General features: G+C 66.2%; 16 protein-coding genes. 7 read left to right on the forward strand and 9 right to left on the reverse strand.

From position 1 onward, the window contains the following. Positions 1-3: 3 nt before the first annotated feature. The 5 genes from uppS to rpsB all read right to left on the reverse strand — a co-directional run bounded on the left by uppS (position 4) and on the right by rpsB (position 3,994). Positions 4-768: a polyprenyl diphosphate synthase gene (gene uppS / locus A7W11_RS04925; RefSeq protein WP_066409281.1), complete on the reverse strand. Its 765-nt coding sequence runs from the start codon at positions 766-768 to the stop codon at positions 4-6. A gap of 13 nt (positions 769-781) precedes the next feature. Then, positions 782-1,342: a ribosome recycling factor gene (frr, locus tag A7W11_RS04930; RefSeq protein WP_066409285.1), complete on the reverse strand. Its 561-nt coding sequence runs from the start codon at positions 1,340-1,342 to the stop codon at positions 782-784. A 25-nt stretch (positions 1,343-1,367) separates the two neighbouring features. Then, a complete protein-coding gene (gene pyrH / locus A7W11_RS04935; RefSeq protein WP_066409287.1) occupies positions 1,368-2,084 on the reverse strand; it encodes a UMP kinase in 717 nt (238 codons plus the stop codon). Between the two features lie 101 nt (positions 2,085-2,185). After that, a complete protein-coding gene (tsf, locus tag A7W11_RS04940; RefSeq protein ID WP_066409290.1) occupies positions 2,186-3,061 on the reverse strand; it encodes a translation elongation factor Ts in 876 nt (291 codons plus the stop codon). Between the two features lie 183 nt (positions 3,062-3,244). After that, positions 3,245-3,994 carry a 30S ribosomal protein S2 gene (gene rpsB / locus A7W11_RS04945; protein ID WP_066409300.1) on the reverse strand — a complete coding sequence of 250 codons (750 nt, stop codon included), beginning with the start codon at positions 3,992-3,994 and terminating at the stop codon, positions 3,245-3,247. Positions 3,995-4,338: 344 nt separating this feature from the next. Between rpsB and map the strand changes: the two genes are divergently transcribed. From map to A7W11_RS04965, 4 genes are all read left to right on the forward strand, one after another. Continuing rightward, positions 4,339-5,160 (forward strand): type I methionyl aminopeptidase, encoded by an 822-nt coding sequence (gene map / locus A7W11_RS04950; protein WP_066409302.1) that lies wholly within the window; start codon positions 4,339-4,341, stop codon positions 5,158-5,160. A gap of 27 nt (positions 5,161-5,187) precedes the next feature. Continuing rightward, complete coding sequence (locus tag A7W11_RS04955; RefSeq protein ID WP_066409304.1) at positions 5,188-7,791, forward strand: [protein-PII] uridylyltransferase; 2,604 nt, start codon at positions 5,188-5,190, stop codon at positions 7,789-7,791. A gap of 171 nt (positions 7,792-7,962) precedes the next feature. Next, positions 7,963-8,676, forward strand: a complete 714-nt coding sequence (locus A7W11_RS04960; protein ID WP_066409306.1) for a MarC family protein — start codon at positions 7,963-7,965, stop codon at positions 8,674-8,676. 91 nt (positions 8,677-8,767) lie between these two features. Next, complete coding sequence (locus A7W11_RS04965) at positions 8,768-9,250, forward strand: disulfide bond formation protein B (protein WP_066409315.1); 483 nt, start codon at positions 8,768-8,770, stop codon at positions 9,248-9,250. A 150-nt stretch (positions 9,251-9,400) separates the two neighbouring features. Here the strand turns inward: A7W11_RS04965 and purF are convergent, their stop codons facing one another. The 4 genes from purF to folC all read right to left on the reverse strand — a co-directional run bounded on the left by purF (position 9,401) and on the right by folC (position 13,681). Continuing rightward, positions 9,401-10,924 (reverse strand): amidophosphoribosyltransferase, encoded by a 1,524-nt coding sequence (gene purF / locus A7W11_RS04970; RefSeq protein WP_066409316.1) that lies wholly within the window; start codon positions 10,922-10,924, stop codon positions 9,401-9,403. A 27-nt stretch (positions 10,925-10,951) separates the two neighbouring features. Next, positions 10,952-11,440, reverse strand: a complete 489-nt coding sequence (locus A7W11_RS04975) for a CvpA family protein (protein ID WP_066129508.1) — start codon at positions 11,438-11,440, stop codon at positions 10,952-10,954. Beyond that, a complete protein-coding gene (locus tag A7W11_RS04980; protein ID WP_066409321.1) occupies positions 11,437-12,312 on the reverse strand; it encodes an SPOR domain-containing protein in 876 nt (291 codons plus the stop codon). The genes A7W11_RS04975 and A7W11_RS04980 overlap by 4 nt, the downstream gene beginning before the upstream one ends. A 61-nt stretch (positions 12,313-12,373) precedes the next feature. Next, complete coding sequence (folC, locus tag A7W11_RS04985; protein WP_066409328.1) at positions 12,374-13,681, reverse strand: bifunctional tetrahydrofolate synthase/dihydrofolate synthase; 1,308 nt, start codon at positions 13,679-13,681, stop codon at positions 12,374-12,376. Positions 13,682-13,910: 229 nt separating this feature from the next. Between folC and A7W11_RS04990 the strand changes: the two genes are divergently transcribed. The 3 genes from A7W11_RS04990 to fliS all read left to right on the forward strand — a co-directional run bounded on the left by A7W11_RS04990 (position 13,911) and on the right by fliS (position 16,294). Beyond that, on the forward strand, positions 13,911-14,309 hold the full coding sequence (locus A7W11_RS04990; protein WP_066409335.1) for a flagellar protein FlaG: 399 nt from the start codon (positions 13,911-13,913) through the stop codon (positions 14,307-14,309). A 146-nt stretch (positions 14,310-14,455) separates the two neighbouring features. Then, positions 14,456-15,850, forward strand: coding sequence for a flagellar filament capping protein FliD (fliD, locus tag A7W11_RS04995; RefSeq protein ID WP_082887097.1), 1,395 nt, complete (start codon positions 14,456-14,458; stop codon positions 15,848-15,850). Positions 15,851-15,865: 15 nt separating this feature from the next. Further along, a complete protein-coding gene (gene fliS, locus A7W11_RS05000; protein ID WP_066409338.1) occupies positions 15,866-16,294 on the forward strand; it encodes a flagellar export chaperone FliS in 429 nt (142 codons plus the stop codon). The last annotated feature ends 18 nt before the right edge of the window (positions 16,295-16,312 follow it).

The raw sequence follows: 16,312 nt of genomic DNA on the forward strand, positions 1-16,312 counted from the left end.
CTTTCAGCGCGGGGCGTCGCCGCGCACCTGGGCGCTGGTGCGGCCGAAACGGCGCTCGCGCGTGCGATACCACTCGAAGGCCGCTTCCAGTGCGTCAGCACCGAAATCGGGCCAGTACAAGTCGGTGAAGTACAGCTCGGTATAGGCGAGCTGCCAGATGAGGAAATTGGAGATGCGCTGCTCGCCGCCGGTGCGGACGAACAGGTCGGGCTCGGGCGCCCAGGACATCGACAGATGCGAAGCCAGTTCGGCCTCTTCGATGCGCTGCGGATCGGCCGCCAGTTCGGGACGGGCGGCCAGCATGGCGCGGGTGGCCTGCAGCACATCCCAACGCCCACCATAGTTGGCGGCGATGGAAAGATTCAGGCGGTCGTTGTGCGCGGTGCGGGCCTGCGCGGCATCGATCAGGTCGCGCAGGCGCGGCTCGAAGGGGGACAGATCGCCCACCACACGCAGCCGCACGCCCTGCTCCTGCAGCTTGTCGACCTCGCGCTCCAGCGCCTGGACGAACAGGCGCATCAGCAGCGACACTTCGTCGGCCGGACGCCGCCAGTTCTCGGAACTGAAGGCGAACAGCGTCAGGTAACGCACCCCGGCGCGCCCGCAGGCCTCGACCACGCGGCGCACCGCCTGCACGCCCTTGGCGTGGCCGGCCGTGCGGGGCAGGTGGCGGCGCGTCGCCCACCGGCCGTTGCCATCCATGATGATGGCGACGTGCTCGGGAATCGCACCGGTCTCGGGAACCGCCTGGGTGGAGCTGATGGCCATGTGACGGACAGGCTCAGACCGTCATGATCTCGGCTTCTTTCTGGGCGACCATCTTGTCGATGTCGGCCACGAAGCGGTCGGTCAGCTTTTGCACGTCGTCCTGGCCGCGGCGCTCGTCGTCCTCGGAGATGGCCTTGTCCTTGACCAGCTTCTTCAGGGTTTCGTTGGCTTCACGGCGCAGGTTGCGCACGGCGACCTTGGCGTCCTCGCCTTCGCTCTTGACCACCTTGGTCAGGTCGCGGCGGCGTTCCTCGGTCAGCGCGGGCATCGGCACGCGGATGTTGTCACCCAGTGCAACCGGATTCAGGCCCAGGTCGGATTCACGGATGGCCTTCTCGATCGGGCCGGCCATGTGCTTCTCGTACGGCTGCACGCTGATGGTGCGGGCATCGACCAGGTTGACGTTGGCCACCTGGCCCACGGGCACCGGCGAGCCGTAGTATTCGACATGGACGTGGTCCAGGATGCCGGTGTGCGCGCGGCCGGTACGGATCTTGGCCAGGTTCGTCTTCAGGGTCTCCAGGGACTTGGTCATCCTGGATTCTGCGGACTTGCGGGTATCTGCGACGCTCATGGTCTTTTTCCTTGCTTTCTTGGACTTAGACGTGGACCAGGGTGCCTTCGTCCTCGCCACCGATGGCGCGCTTGAGCGCCCCCGATTTATTGATCGAAAACACCTTGATGGGCAGTTTCTGGTCACGGCACAGCGCGAACGCGGTGGCATCCATGACTTCGAGACGACGCACGATGGCCTCGTCGAAACTGATGCGCGAATAGCGGGTGGCGGTGGGATCCTTGTTGGGATCCGCACTGTAGATGCCGTCCACCTTGGTGGCCTTGAGCACGATCTCGGCGCCGATTTCGGCGCCGCGCAGCGCCGCGGCCGTGTCGGTGGTGAAGAAAGGGTTGCCCGTGCCGGCGGCGAAAATCACCACCCTGCCTTCTTCGAGGTAGCGCAGGGCCTTGGGACGGATATAGGGTTCGACGACCTGGTCGATGTTCAGGGCCGATTGCACGCGGGTGTCGACACCGCGGTGCTTCAAGGCGTCCTGCAGCGCCAGGGCGTTCATGATGGTGGCCATCATGCCCATGTAGTCGGCGGTGGCGCGGTCCATGCCCTGCGCACCGGGCGCGACGCCACGGAAGATGTTGCCCCCACCGATGACGATGGCCAATTCGACGCCGGAGGCTGCTACCTCGGCAATCTCTTCGGTCATGCGGATGATGGTGCTGCGATTGATGCCGAATGCATCCTCGCCCATCAGCGCTTCGCCAGAAAGTTTGAGAAGAACCCGTTTGTATGATCTGCTGCTCATAGGCGATATCCCGAAGAACGATCCGACGAAAGTGTATGACAAGAAACGGGCCGGGCCCGGCAACCGCGCTGGCGGTCCCTGGGCACCGGCCCGTGGCAGCCTTAGCGGGCGGCTGCGGCGGCGGCGACTTCAGCGGCGAAGTCGGTCGTCTTCTTTTCGATGCCCTCGCCCACCACGTACAGCACGAATTGGCTGATGGTAGCGCTCTTTTCCTTGAGCATCTGTTCAACGCTCAGCTTGTCGTTCTTGACGAACGGCTGGGACAGCAGCGTGACTTCCTTCAGGAACTTCTGGACCGAACCTTCGACCATCTTGGCGACGATGTCGGCCGGCTTGCCGGATTCGGCGGCCTTCTGCTCGGCGACCGAACGCTCGGTGGCGATGTCTTCGGCGGCGACGCCATTGGCATCCAGGGCCTTGGGCTTGGTGGCGGCGATGTGCATGGCCAGGTCCTTGCCCACTTCCTCGGCGCCGGCGTATTCGACCAGCACGCCGATGCGGCCGCCATGCACGTAGCTGGCCAGCGCGTTCGGGGTCTCGATGCGCTCGAAGCGGCGGATCGAGATGTTTTCGCCGATCTTGCCGATCAGGGCGGTGCGGGTCGTGTCGACGGTGCCTTCACCGAACGGCAGGGCCGACAGCGCGGCCACGTCGGCCGGGTTCTGCGTGGCGACCAGCTCGGCCAGCTTGTTGACGAAAGCGACGAAGTCGTCGTTCTTGGCGACGAAGTCGGTTTCGCAGTTCACTTCCAGCACGGCGCCCTGCTTGGCGTCGGCGCTGATGAACAGGCCGATCAGGCCCTCGGCGGTGACGCGGGAGGCCGCCTTGCTGGCCTTGTTACCCAGCTTGACGCGCAGCAATTCCTCGGCGCGAGCCAGGTCGCCTTCGGCTTCCGTCAGGGCCTTCTTGCACTCCATCATGGGGGCGTCGGTCTTTTCGCGCAGCTCTTTGACCAGCGCGGCGGTAATTTCAGCCATGGTTTGCTCCAAATTTCGCTAAGACATGCCCCGGAAAGGACCGGGGCAAGGATATGGATGTTACGAGGCGGACGGCCCCGCCGGCATTGCGGCGGGCGGGCGCATTCCGTGCGCCGCGGCGTGGCGGCCGGACGGCGGGCGGGTCACCCCGCCCCATCCTAGCTGCCGGACATGACAGGCGAATTAGGCCTGGTTGTCCTGGACTTCGACGAACTCTTCCTGGCCTTCGCCCAGCTCTTCGACCAGACCGTTGATGTTCTGTTCGCGGCCTTCCAGCACGGCGTCGGCGATGCCCTTGGCGTACAGCGCGATGGCCTTGGCCGAGTCGTCGTTGCCGGGGATGATGTAGTCGATGCCGTCGGGCGAGTGGTTGGTGTCAACCACGGCGACCACCGGGATGCCCAGCACGCGGGCTTCGGCGACGGCAATCTTGTGGTAGCCGACGTCGATGATGAACAGGGCGTCGGGCAGGCCGTTCATGTCCTTGATGCCGCCGATCGACTTGTTCAGCTTGTCCAGCTCGCGTTCGAACAGCAGGCCTTCCTTCTTGATCATGCGCTCGGCGCCGCCTTCGGCGACGACGGCTTCCATGTCCTTCAGGCGCTTGATCGAGGTCTTGACCGTCTTGAAGTTGGTCAGCATGCCGCCGAGCCAGCGGGCGTCGACGTAGGGCATGCCGCAACGGGCGGCTTCGGCGGCGACCAGCTCGCGGGCAGCGCGCTTCGTGCCGACGAACAGGATGTTGCCGCCGCGGGCAGCCAGCTGCTTCACGAACTTGGTGGCTTCCTGGTACTTCTCGACCGTCTTTTCCAGGTTGACGATGTGAATCTTGTTACGATGGCCGAAGATGTAGGGAGCCATCTTCGGGTTCCAGTAACGGGTCTGGTGGCCGAAGTGGACGCCGGCTTCGAGCATTTCACGCATGAGGGACATATCAAAATCTCCAAGGGTTGGGTCTTGCGCCTATGCCAGTACCAGCGGGATGAACCCAGGCAGCTCCAAAATTGAGCCTTGTCGCCCTTCTCTACCCACCGGACCCTTTGCGGCACGACGCGCGATTTTCCGTACATTTCGGGTAAAACCTCGGCAAGGACAGTGTATTGAACCGCCCCTAAACCGCCCCTAGCAAGCAGGTGTGTTTTTACCCATCCGCCAAGTGTGTTTTACCCATCCGTTCCCCGAAATTTCGGGAAAGCCTATAATTCTACTATCTTTCCAAGCAACTGCTCAAGTCGCAGCGCACACAAGCCCTGCGAGGCGAGCCGAACAAGAGATACATGGGACTCGCAACCGATCCGGCCGACCTGGCCAAAATGCGCGCCGCCTGCCAGGACGCCGCCAAGATCCTCGACTTCATCACCCCCTACGTCAAGCCGGGTGTCACCACGGGCGAGCTCGACCGCATCTGCCTGCAATACCTGACGGAAGAACTGAAGGTGAAGTCCGCCACGGTGGGCTATGCGCCGCCGGGCTACCCGCCCTTCCCCGGCGCCATCTGTACGTCCGTCAACCACCAGATCTGCCACGGCATCCCGGGCGACAAGGTGCTGAAGAACGGCGACTCGCTGAACATCGACGTCACCATCATCAAGGATGGCTGGTTCGGCGACACCAGCCGCATGTACCATGTGGGCGAGCCATCGATCCTGTCGCGCCGCCTGGCCGACATCACCTTCGAATGCATGTGGAAGGGCATCCAGCAGGTGCGCAACGGCGCCACGCTGGGCGACGTGGGCTCCGCCATCCAGAAGCACGCCGAATCGCATGGTTTTTCAGTGGTGCGCGAATTCTGCGGCCACGGCATCGGCCGCCGCTTCCACGAAGATCCGCAGGTGCTGCATTACGGCAAGCCCGGCACGGGCGTGCGCCTGACCACCGGCATGCTGTTCACCATCGAGCCGATGATCAACGCCGGCCGCCGCGAGATCCGCCAACTGTCCGATGGCTGGACCGTGGTCACGCGCGACCACAGCCTGTCCGCCCAATGGGAGCACGCGGTGTGCGTCACCGAGACCGGCTACGAGGTCCTGACCGTGTCGCCCGGCATGCCGCCCCCGCCGGCCTTCATCACCGAGCCCGTCACCATTCCGGCGCTCTGACCCCGCAGCAACCCGCAGGCCGCCCGCATGAACCCCATAGACCTCACCCCGATCAAGACGCGCATGCAGGCGGCCCGCGCGGCGGCCATCACCGAATTCCGCGAGCATCGCCGCCCTGATCCGCTGCTGGCCGAACTGCGCCGCATCGTCGACCAGGCGCTGCGCGAGCTGGTGCGGCTATGTCCGCTGCCGGCGGGCGCCACCCTGGCGGCCGTGGGCGGCTATGGGCGGGGCGAACTGTACCCGCACTCCGACGTCGACCTGCTGATCCTGCTGCCGCAGGCGCCCGCGCCCCAGGACGAAGGCGCCATCGAGCAGTTGGTGGCCTCGCTCTGGGACCTGGGCCTCGAGCCCGGCCACAGCGTGCGCACCATCGAGGACTGCGAGCAAGAGGCCCAGGCCGACATCACCGTCGAGACCGCCCTGCTCGAATCCCGCTGGCTGGCCGGCAGCCGCTCGCTGATGAAGCGCTTCGAGCAGGCCATGCACGACCGGCTCGACGCCCGCGCCTTCTTCCAGGCCAAGCGGGTCGAGATGCAGCAGCGCCACGCGCGCCACCGCGACTCGCCCTATTCGCTCGAACCCAATTGCAAGGAGTCCCCCGGCGGCCTGCGCGATCTGCAGGTCATCATGTGGATGGCGCGCGCGGCGGATTTCGGCGGCACCTGGCGCGAGGTCTCGCAGGCGGGCCTGCTGACCCCCACCGAGGCGCGCGACCTGCGCCGCGCCGAACAGGCGTTCAAGCGCCTGCGCATCGAGCTGCACCTGCTGACCGGCCGCCGCGAGGACCGCGTGCTGTTCGACCTGCAGTCCGGCCTGGCCGAGGTCTACGGCATCCAGGCCACGGCCACGCGGCGCGCCAGCGAACTGCTGATGCAGCGCTATTACTGGGCCGCGCGCCTGGTGACGCAACTCAACGTGATCCTCGTGCAGAACATCGAAGAGCGCCTGTTCCCGCGCCCCGACGACGACGCGCGCCAGATCGACGAGGATTTCCGCAACCTGCACGACCGGCTGGACATCGTCCGCGACGATTGCTTCGAGCGCAATCCCACCCTGCTGCTGCGCGCCTTCCTGGTGATGCAGCAGCAACCGGAACTCAACGGCATGTCGGCGCGCACGATGCGTGCCATCTGGCACTCGCGCCACCGCATCGATGCGCAATTCCGCCGCAATCCGGTCAACCGCAAGCTGTTCCTGCAGATCCTGCAGCAGCCGCGCGGCATCGTGCACGAATTGCGCCGGATGACGATGCTGAACATCCTGCCGCGCTACCTGCCGGTGTTCCGCCGCATCGTCGGGCAGATGCAGCACGATCTGTTCCACGTCTACACCGTTGACCAGCACACGCTGGCCGTGGTGCGCAACGTGCGCCGCTTCACCATGCCCGAGCACGCGCAGGAATATCCTTTCGCCAGCCAACTGATCGCCAGCCTGGACGACCATTGGGTGCTGTACGTGGCCGCGCTGTTCCACGACATCGCCAAGGGCCGGGGCGGCGACCATTCCGAGCTGGGCGCGCGCGAGGTGCGACGCTTCGCGCACGACCACGGCATGGATCCGAAAGACGCCGAATTGGCCGAGTTCCTGGTACGCCAGCACCTGCTGATGTCCGCCGTGGCGCAGAAACGCGATCTGAGCGACCCCGCCGTGGTGCAGGAGTTCGCCGCCCAGGTCGGCGACGAACGCCACCTGACCGCGCTGTACCTGCTGACGGTCGCCGACATCCGCGGCACCAGCCCCAAGGTCTGGAACGCCTGGAAGGGCAAGCTGCTGGAAGACCTGTATCGCCTGACGCTGGCGGCCCTGGGCGGCGCGCATCCCGACGCCCACACCGTGCTGTCGCAACGCAAGGAAGAAGCCGCCAGCCTGACCCGGCTGGCCGGCCTGCGCGACGATGCGCGCGAGGCGTTCTGGCGCCAGCTGGACGTGGCCTATTTCCTGCGCCACGACGCCTCGGAGATCGCCTGGCACACCCGCCACCTGTATTACCAGGTGGCGCCTGACCGCCCCGTGGTGCGCGCCCGCCCCACCGAACAGGGCGAAGGCCTGCAGATCATGGTCTACACGCCCGACGTGCCCGACCTGTTCGTCAACACCTGCGCCTATTTCGACGCCAAGTCGCTCAGCATCCAGGATGCCCGCGTGCACACCACGCGGCACGGCTGGGCGCTGGATAGCTACATCGTGCTGCCGCCCGAGGGCCAGTCCGACCTGCGCACCCTGGCGCCGCTGGTCGAACACGAACTGGCCGAACGGCTCAGCCTGTCGCGCGACGTGGCGGCGCAACTGCCGCCCGTGCGCCATTACCGGTCGCGCCAGTCCCGCCTGTCCAAGCTGTTCCCGGTCATGCCGCAAGCCGAGCTCGATCCGGACGAAGGCAGCCGCTCGTGGCGCCTGTCGGTCATCGCCACCGATCGCCCGGGCCTGTTGCACGCCCTGGGGCGCGTGTTCGCCGACAACGGCGTCAGCCTGATCATGGCCAAGATCATGACGCTGGGCGACCGCGTGGAGGACGTGTTCATCATCTCGGGCTCCGCGCTGGAACGGCCGCGCACGCAGATGCAGTTCGAACGCGCGGTGCTGCGCGCCCTGGCGGGCGACGAGGCGCCGCAGCAGGCGGCGGCCTGATCGCGGCGCGCCGGCCTGCCCTGAAGCGGCCGGCTCCGCATGAAATGCCCCGCGCGCGGGCCTTACGCCAGGCGTCATGCGGCCACGGGACGCCTGGCTGCCGGCCACGCGGTGGCGGCGTCCCATTCCCGCATAAAATCGCGGTTTCCTACCCTAGCGGGGCCCGCCGGCATGCCGTACAACGAATACCTGCTCGTCTTCGGCCGCAGTTTTCTCTTCGCGCTGGCCACCTTGCTGCCGTTCCTGAACCCGCCCGCCGTCGCGCCCATCTTCTGGGCGCTGACCGAAGGCGCGTCGGCGCAAACCCGCGCCAGCCTGTCCAAGCGCGTGGCCATCAACGTCATGCTGATGATGACCGTCGCCATGGTGGCGGGCAACCTGCTGCTGAGTTTCTTCGGCATCTCGCTGGCCATCGTGCGCGTGGGCGGCGGCATCCTGGTCATCCACAGCGCCTGGCGGCTGGTGAACTCACCCGACGCCGACACCAGCCGGGTCGCCCGCATGGCCGAATCCTTCACCCCCGAAATGGCGCGCTCGCGGGCCTTCTATCCCCTGACGTTCCCCATCAGTTGCGGCCCCGGCACCATCGCGGCCGCCATCACGGTGGGCGCTTCGCTGCGCGACCAGCATCCGCTGCTCAGCGCGGTGCGCCTGGCCGGCTCGCTGCCGGGCCTGGTGGTGGTGTCGCTGGCGCTGTACGGCTGCCTGCGCTTCGCCGCGCAGATCCTGCATCGCCTGGGCGAGAACGGCACCGCGGTATTCATGCGCCTGTCCGCGTTCATCCTGCTGTGCCTGGGCGTGCAGATCTTCTGGGACGGCTCGCGCGAACTGCTGCTGGAATTGATGCGCCAGGGTATGCAACCAATTGCCGCGCCGCCAGCCTAAGGGTGGCCGGCCTCGCCTGGCGCGCGGGCCGAGCCACGCCAACCCCGGGCCTGCGCCCGAACTTCCTTCAACCCCTACACGCCTTTCCGCCATGCCCTCCTCCCGCCAGCGCCTGTTGCTTCTGATCAGCTTCCTGAGCTTCGCCTCCCTCGGCATCGCGCTCATCTCGCAGCACGTCTACGACTATCCCCCATGCGCGTGGTGCGTGTTCCAGCGCCTGATCTACCTGGTGATCGGCATCGTCGCCCTGCTGGGCGCGGCAGGCGGGGCCGTGGCGGCCCGCATCGCCGGCGTGCTGACGGCGATCCTGGCGGCCGGGGGCATCGTGGCCGCGTGGTACCAGTACACGGTGGCCGCCAAGATGCTGTCATGCGACCAGACGTTCGCCGACCGCTTCATGGTGTCCACCGGCCTGGATGGCGCGGTGCCGTGGCTTTTCGGAATATTCGCCACCTGCATGGACGCCTCGGTGGAAGTGCTGGGCGTGGAATACGCCATCTGGAGCCTGATGATGTTCGCCATCGTGCTGCTGGTGTCGCTGGTGGCAGTGTTGCGCAGCGGCAACCGGGCATGAGCCGGCCGCACCGGACCGGCCCACGCCTCGCCCCTTGAATGCAGATCGGGCGGCCATGCGCCGCCCGATTGGCAATTCCCAGGCCTGGCGCCTGGTGAATGCCCTGCCGCCACGCGCCGGGTGACGGCGGATGGCGGCTGGCCGTGGGCCTTACTGGTCGTTGGCCGCGTAGCCCATGTTGAACTGCAGGCCGCCGCTGCGCTCTTCGTCGCCCGAACTGCCCTCGCGCGACTGGCTCAGGCGAGCCAGGTACTCGGCGGTGATGTCGCCGGTGACGTACTGGCCATCGAAACACGAGGCCTCGAAGCGCGACAGGGCGGGATTGATGTCGCGCACCGCCTGCTGCATGTCTTCCAGGTCCTGGTAGACCAGCGAATCGGCGCCGATGGCGCGCGCGATCTCCTCGTCGCTACGGCCCGTGGCGATCAGCTCCTGCTGCGTCGGCATGTCGATGCCGTACACGTTGGGATAACGCACCGGAGGCGCGGCCGAGGCGAAATACACCTTGTTGGCGCCGGCGGCGCGGGCCATTTCGACGATTTCGCGGCTGGTGGTGCCGCGCACGATCGAATCGTCGACCAGCAGCACATTCTTGCCCTTGAACTCTTCGCCGATGGTGTTGAGCTTCTGGCGCACCGACTTACGCCTGACCGCCTGGCCCGGCATGATGAACGTGCGGCCCACGTAGCGGTTCTTGATCAGGCCCTCGCGGTAATCCAGGTTCAGGCGGGCGGCCAACTGCATGGCGGCCGGACGCGACGAATCGGGAATCGGCATGACCACGTCGATGTCGCCCAGGCGCATGTTGCGCGCCAGCTTGTCGGCCAGGTATTCCCCCATGCGCAGGCGCGCGCTGTACACCGACACGCCGTCGATCAGCGAATCGGGTCGGGCGAAGTACACGTATTCGAAGATGCAGGGCACCAGTTGCGGATTGTCGGCGCACTGGCGGCTGACCAGGCGGCCATCCAGATCGATGAACACGGCCTCGCCGGGCTCGACGTCACGCACGAAGCTGAAGCCGCTGCCCTCCAGGGCGACGGATTCGGAGGCGACCATCCATTCGACGCCCTCTTCGGTTTCCTGGCGGCCGATACACAGCGGGCGGATGCCGAAGGGGTCGCGGAAGGCCAGCAGGCCGTAGCCGGAAATCTGGGCCACCACGGCGTAGGCGCCGCGCACGCGCTTGTGCAGGGCGGCGACCGCGCGGAACATCGCATCGTCGTCCAGCGACACGCCGTTGGCGGCCGACTGCAGCTCGTGGGCCAGCACGTTCAGCAGGACTTCGGAGTCGGAATTGGTGTTGATGTGACGGCGGTCGACACGATAGAGCGACTCGCGCAGCTCGCGCCAGTTGGTCAGGTTGCCGTTGTGGGCGAACATGATGCCGAACGGCGCATTCACGTAGAAGGGCTGGGCCTCTTCCTCGCTGGCGCTGGAGCCCGCCGTGGGGTAGCGCACCTGCCCCACCCCCGTGGTGCCAGGAAGCGCGCGCATGTTCCGGGTGCGGAACACGTCGCGCACCAGGCCGTGGGCCTTGAACATGTTGAAGGTATTGCCGCTGGACGTTGCGATGCCCGCGGCGTCCTGGCCACGGTGCTGCAACAGCAACAGGCTGTCATAGAGCAGCTGGTTGACCGGCCCGCGCCCGATGACCCCGACGATTCCACACATGGTAGTTCCTGTTAAATAAAGCGAATATCAGTACGGCAGGTATTCCGCCAGCGTAGGCGGCAGCCATGACTTGATATGTTTGACGGCCTCGACCGCCGAATGCGAAAACATGGCCCCTTCCCACCAAGGCTCCTTGGGAAGCGGCGTGTAACCCGCCGCGGCGACCAGGACCACGATGATCAGCAGGCCGCGCGCCAATCCGAACATGGCGCCCAATCCGTGGTCCGCCGGGCCCAGCCCGGTGGTGCGGATCAGCGCCGACAACGTCATGTTGACCAACCCCACGCCCAGCAGCACCACGATGAAGACCACCGCATAGGACACCGCCATGCGCAGCAAGGTGGTTTCGATGTAGGGCTCGAGCCAACCGTAGACCGTGGGGCCCCACCAGATCGCCGCGGCGAATGCCGCGAGATAGGCGATCAGCGACAGCAACTCTTTCAGCAGGCCCCGGACCAGCCCCAGCACGCCGGAGACCGCCAGAATGGCCAGGACGACGAAATCGAATCCCGTCACTGCGCGGCAATGAAACCGTTGTCGTAGCCCAGCGTGCGCAGGCGCGCCTGGGCCGCCTGGGCCGCCTCGCGCGACGGGAACGGCCCGACACGCAGGCGGTACTGCTGCTTGCCGTTGATGCTGGCCTGCTCGACGAATGCGTTGGTGATGCCCGCCTGGTGCAATTGCGTACGGCGCGACTGGGCGTCGGCCTGCGCGCCATACGAGGCGATCTGCAATACGAAATTGCCTGCCTGGGCCGGTTTGGCGGCAGGCGTCTGCTGCGAGGCGGCGGGTGCCGAACGGCCTTCGAGCAGCGCCAGGGCGCGCGCGCCGTCGTCGGTGCGCGTGCTGTTCGCGGGCGGCTTGGCAGGCGTTTCGGGCTTGGCGGCCTCGGGCTTGGGCTCGGCCGGCTTCGTCTCGACCGGCTTGGGCGGCGTGACGGGATGCGCGGGCGACACGGGCACGGTATTGTTGGCGATCTGGCCCGGCACGGGCGGCGTCGGCGCCTGCGGCGGGGCGGCAGGCGGCGTGGCGGGCTGGCTTGGCGCCTGCGCCGCCTGGCCCTGGGCGGCTGTTGCCGGGTCGGCGGGTGCTGCGCCATTGGCGGCGGGCGCCTGGCCCTGCTGCGCCTGCGGCTCGGTGACCTGCGGCTGGAACGGCGTGTCGCGGTCGGGAATGCGGATGGGAATGTCGTCGGCGACCGGCACGGGCTCGGAATCGAGCACCATGGGCAGCACGATGACGGCGGCCAATACCAGCACCACGGCGCCCGCCAGGCGGCGCCGGGCTCGACCGCGCAACTCGGCGGCCTGGGCCTCGCTGGAGACGGATGGACGCGGCCGTGACGAACCCGTGTCAGCGGCGGAATCTTTGCGTGTGAACAATCCCATTCGAGATCAACCCCTGGCGGCCGGATAAGGCATCCAGCCTGTCTGCGCCCAGTTCAGCGCCCTATCCACGACGGCCCAGCGCCTGCAAGACGGCGGCCACGGTCAGGAAGGACCCGAACACGAGAATTCTATCACCCTCACCCGCGGCGGCCCGCGCCGCGGCATAGGCCGCCGCAGGGTCGTCGAAGGCCTGCACCGAGGGGCCCTCGGCCCCGGCCGGCGCCGCCGGCAGGGCCGCCTGGACCCGATCGGCCAGCGCCTGCGGCGCCAACCCGCGCGGCCCCGGAAGGCCCGCGCAATACCAATGATCGATACGCGTGCCGATTTTCGCCAGGACACCGGCGATGTCCTTGTCGGACAGCATGCCGAACACGGCGTGCGTATAGGGATGGAACCCCATGTTGTCCAGGTTCTGCGCCAGGACGGCGGCCGCGTGCGGATTGTGCGCCACGTCCAGGATCACCAGCGGCTGGCCCGGCAGGATCTGGAAGCGGCCCGGCAGCGACGCCTGCAGCAGGCCGATGCGCACGGCCTGCTGCGGAACCGGCAGGCGGTCGCGCACCGATTCCAGCGCGGCCAGCGCGGCCGAGGCGTTCAGCAACTGGTTGGCGCCGCGCAGCGCCGGGTAGGCCAGCGCGGCGCGGCGCTGCTCACGGCCGCCGTACGCCCATTGCTGGCGATCGCCCGAATAATTGAAGTCGTGCGTGAACCGCCACAGGTCGGCGCCGATGGCCGCCGCGTGGTCCAGCAACGATTGCGGCGGCACCGGATCGCTGCAGATGGCCGGCTTGCCCGCGCGGAAGATGTGCGCCTTCTCGAAGCCGATCTTCTCGCGCGTGTCGCCCAGGTAATCCATATGGTCGAGATCGACGCTGGTGACGACGGCGCAGTCGGCGTCCACGATGTTGACGGCGTCCAGCCGGCCGCCCAGGCCGACCTCGAGCACGACGGCGTCCAGGGTGGCCTGCGAGAACATGCGCAGCACGGCCAGCGTGGTGAATTCGAAATACGTCAGGCTGATGTCGCCGCGCGCGGCTTCGACGGCCTGGAATTGCTCGACGAACGCGGCGTCGGAGACGATTTCGCCGTTGATGCGGGCGCGTTCGTTGAAATCGATGAGGTGCGGCGAGGTGTACAGCCCCACCTTGTAGCCCGCGGCCAGCAGGATGGCCTCGAGCATGGCACAGGTCGAGCCCTTGCCGTTGGTGCCGCCCACCACGAACTTGACCGCATCAAGTCGGATGCCCAGCCGCTGCGCGACGGCGCCGACCCGCTCCAGGCCCAACTCGATGGTTTGGGAATGCAGGGACTCGAGGTACTGGAGCCAACCGCTGAGCGGCGTGGCGGCATCGGGACGCGAAAGCGGCATAAATAGCGACACGAAAATGAAACACGCGGAAGTGTACCAGCCGCTTCCGCGTTTACCCGCATGTCCACGCTCGAATCGGGGCGAAAAGACGGCCGGGCGCGGACAGCGGACGCCGCGCTCCCGAGCAGACTTCCCGGCGCGCCTAAAGTTCATTCCCGGCCTGCCGTTATCGGTACTGAGATTTTGCTGACACCGAACGCGCCCCTACCTCGCCGGAGCTGAAAACATCATGGCCGTAAGTCCGCTTCATCCTGCCGCCCCGCTCCCCGTGGCTCCCGTCGCCGCTGCCGTCCCCAACGCACCGGCGGATGCTGCGCTGGCCATTACGTCCTCGGCAGTCGCCGCCACCGCTGGCGCCACCGACAGCAACAGCACGCGCGACCCGTCGTCCGACCCGTCGCAGCAACCGCAGACGATCGAGAAGGCGCTTGAGGACATCAACGAGCAGATGAAGGCGTGGTCCACCCAGCTCCAGTTCGAAGTCGACCCGGACATCAACCGTGTGGTGGTATCGGTCGTCGATTCCAAATCGGGCGACGTCGTGCGCACCATCCCGTCGGAGGCAGTGCTGCGTATCGCAAAGATGATCGTGAAATTGCAAGGCAACGCGGTGGAAACCTCAGCCTAGCGGGCCTCAGAGGTCACCACAGTCACTCATGGCCGCACCAAATTGGTGCAATTATTTCAAGTTCTTTGAAATAGCCCAACGTTGTGCCGTTTCCCGGCCAATAGATGTTGGTATTTTTTGACAGAATTGCATCGAAGGAGCAACGCATGGCCACCATAACTTCTCTCGGCGCTGGCACGTCGCTGGACCTGGAAACGATCCTCACGAGTCTGCAGGCCAACAACGAGGTCGTCCTGGACCAGCTGAGCGCCCGGCAGGAAAGCTACGAGGTGAAGGTCTCTTCGTTCAGCCAATTGCAGAGCAGCGTGCAGTCCGTGCTCGATGCCGCCAAGGCATTGGCGAAAGTCGACACGCTCAATGCCGTGAAAAGCACGGTGTCCGGCAGTGCCGTTACCGTCACGACCGTCGCAGGCGCCACCCCTGGCCAGTATTCGGTTACCGTCAATCAGGTCGCCACCGCGCAACGCCTGCAGTCCGCCAGCGCGCTGGATCGCACCGAAAAGCACGGTGCCAGCGCCACGCTCGAAATCGAACTGGAAAACGGCACCAAGACGACGATCACCACCAGCGACACCTCGCTGGACGGCATCGCCAAGGCCATCAATGCCAACGACGAGAGCGGCGTGAACGCCACCATCATCAACGATGGCCAGAATGGCTCGTACCTGATGCTGACGGCCAAGGACACCGGCCAAGCCAACACGATCAAATCGATCAACGTCACCGACAACACCGAACTGGGTGCGCTGCTGAACTACACGTCGGCCGACCCCACAGGCGGCCAACTGGTCCAGACACAGGAAGCCCTGGACGCCGAGGTGACCATCAACGGTATCGCCGTCACCAGCGCGAGCAACAGCATTACCGAGGCTGTCGATGGCGTCACGTTCGACATTTCGCCCGACGCCGAGCCCAACGACGTCGCGACCGTATCGATCACCAGCGATCCTCAGGCCATCAAGGACGCAGTCACCAAATTCGTCAACGCGTACAATTCGCTGCAGACCACGCTGTACAACCTGACGTCGTTCAGTGTTGCGGACGAAACGCAGAATCCGCTGACCGGCGACAGCACGGCCCGCAACATCCAGACGAGCCTGGCATCCGCCCTGCAGGTGGTCAGCGGCGAGGGCGCCCTGCAAACGCTCAACGCGCTGGGAATTTCCACCAATCCGGACAAGGTCGCCGGCGTGGGGGGCACCCTTACCGTGGACTCCACCAAGCTGACCAATGCCCTGAACAGCAACCCGGCCGACGTGGCGCGCGTGCTCGCCGGGCCGAACGGCCTGGCCGCCTCGATCACCACGGCCACCGACGCGATTCTCGGCTCGTCAGGATCCATCAAGCATCGCCAAGACGGCCTGCAGGAGACCGTCGACGCCATGCAGAAGCAATACGACAATACCGAATCCCGCATGACCGCCGAACTGGACAACATGCGCGCCCGCTTCGTTCAGCTCACCGTGCTGGTCAACCAGATGAACAGCACCAGCAGCTACCTGACCCAACAGTTCGCCGCCCTGTCCAAATCGACGTCGTAACCTTTTTCGTTACCTATGACCTACGCCTCGCGCCGCCCGACGGGCTCTTATTCGGTTCGCTCCTACACGGACATCGGCCTGGAAACCCAGGTGCTGAGCGCTGGTCCCGAGCGGCTGATCACGCTGTTGTTCAACGGCGCGAGAGCGGCGATTGCCCAGGCCCGCATCCATATGGAAGCGGGCCGCATCGCCGAGCGCGGAGCCGCCATCAGCAAGGCGACCCGCATTGTCGAGGAAGGCCTCAAGCAAGGCCTCAACATGGAAGCCGGTGGAGAGATCGCGGCGAATCTTTCTCAACTTTACGACTTCATCATTCGCGCGCTCCTGACCGCCAACCTGAAGTCCGACCCCGAGCAATTGAACATTGCCGATCAACTGCTCTCGGAGCTTGCTGACGCCTGGCAGCAATCGGTGGACGCGCAACCGTCCGCCAACACAGCCTGAACCGGGGCCGGCCCGCCC

Origin of the sequence: Bordetella ansorpii (assembly GCF_900078315.1) — a bacterium.
Lineage (GTDB): Bacteria > Pseudomonadota > Gammaproteobacteria > Burkholderiales > Burkholderiaceae_B > Bordetella > Bordetella ansorpii.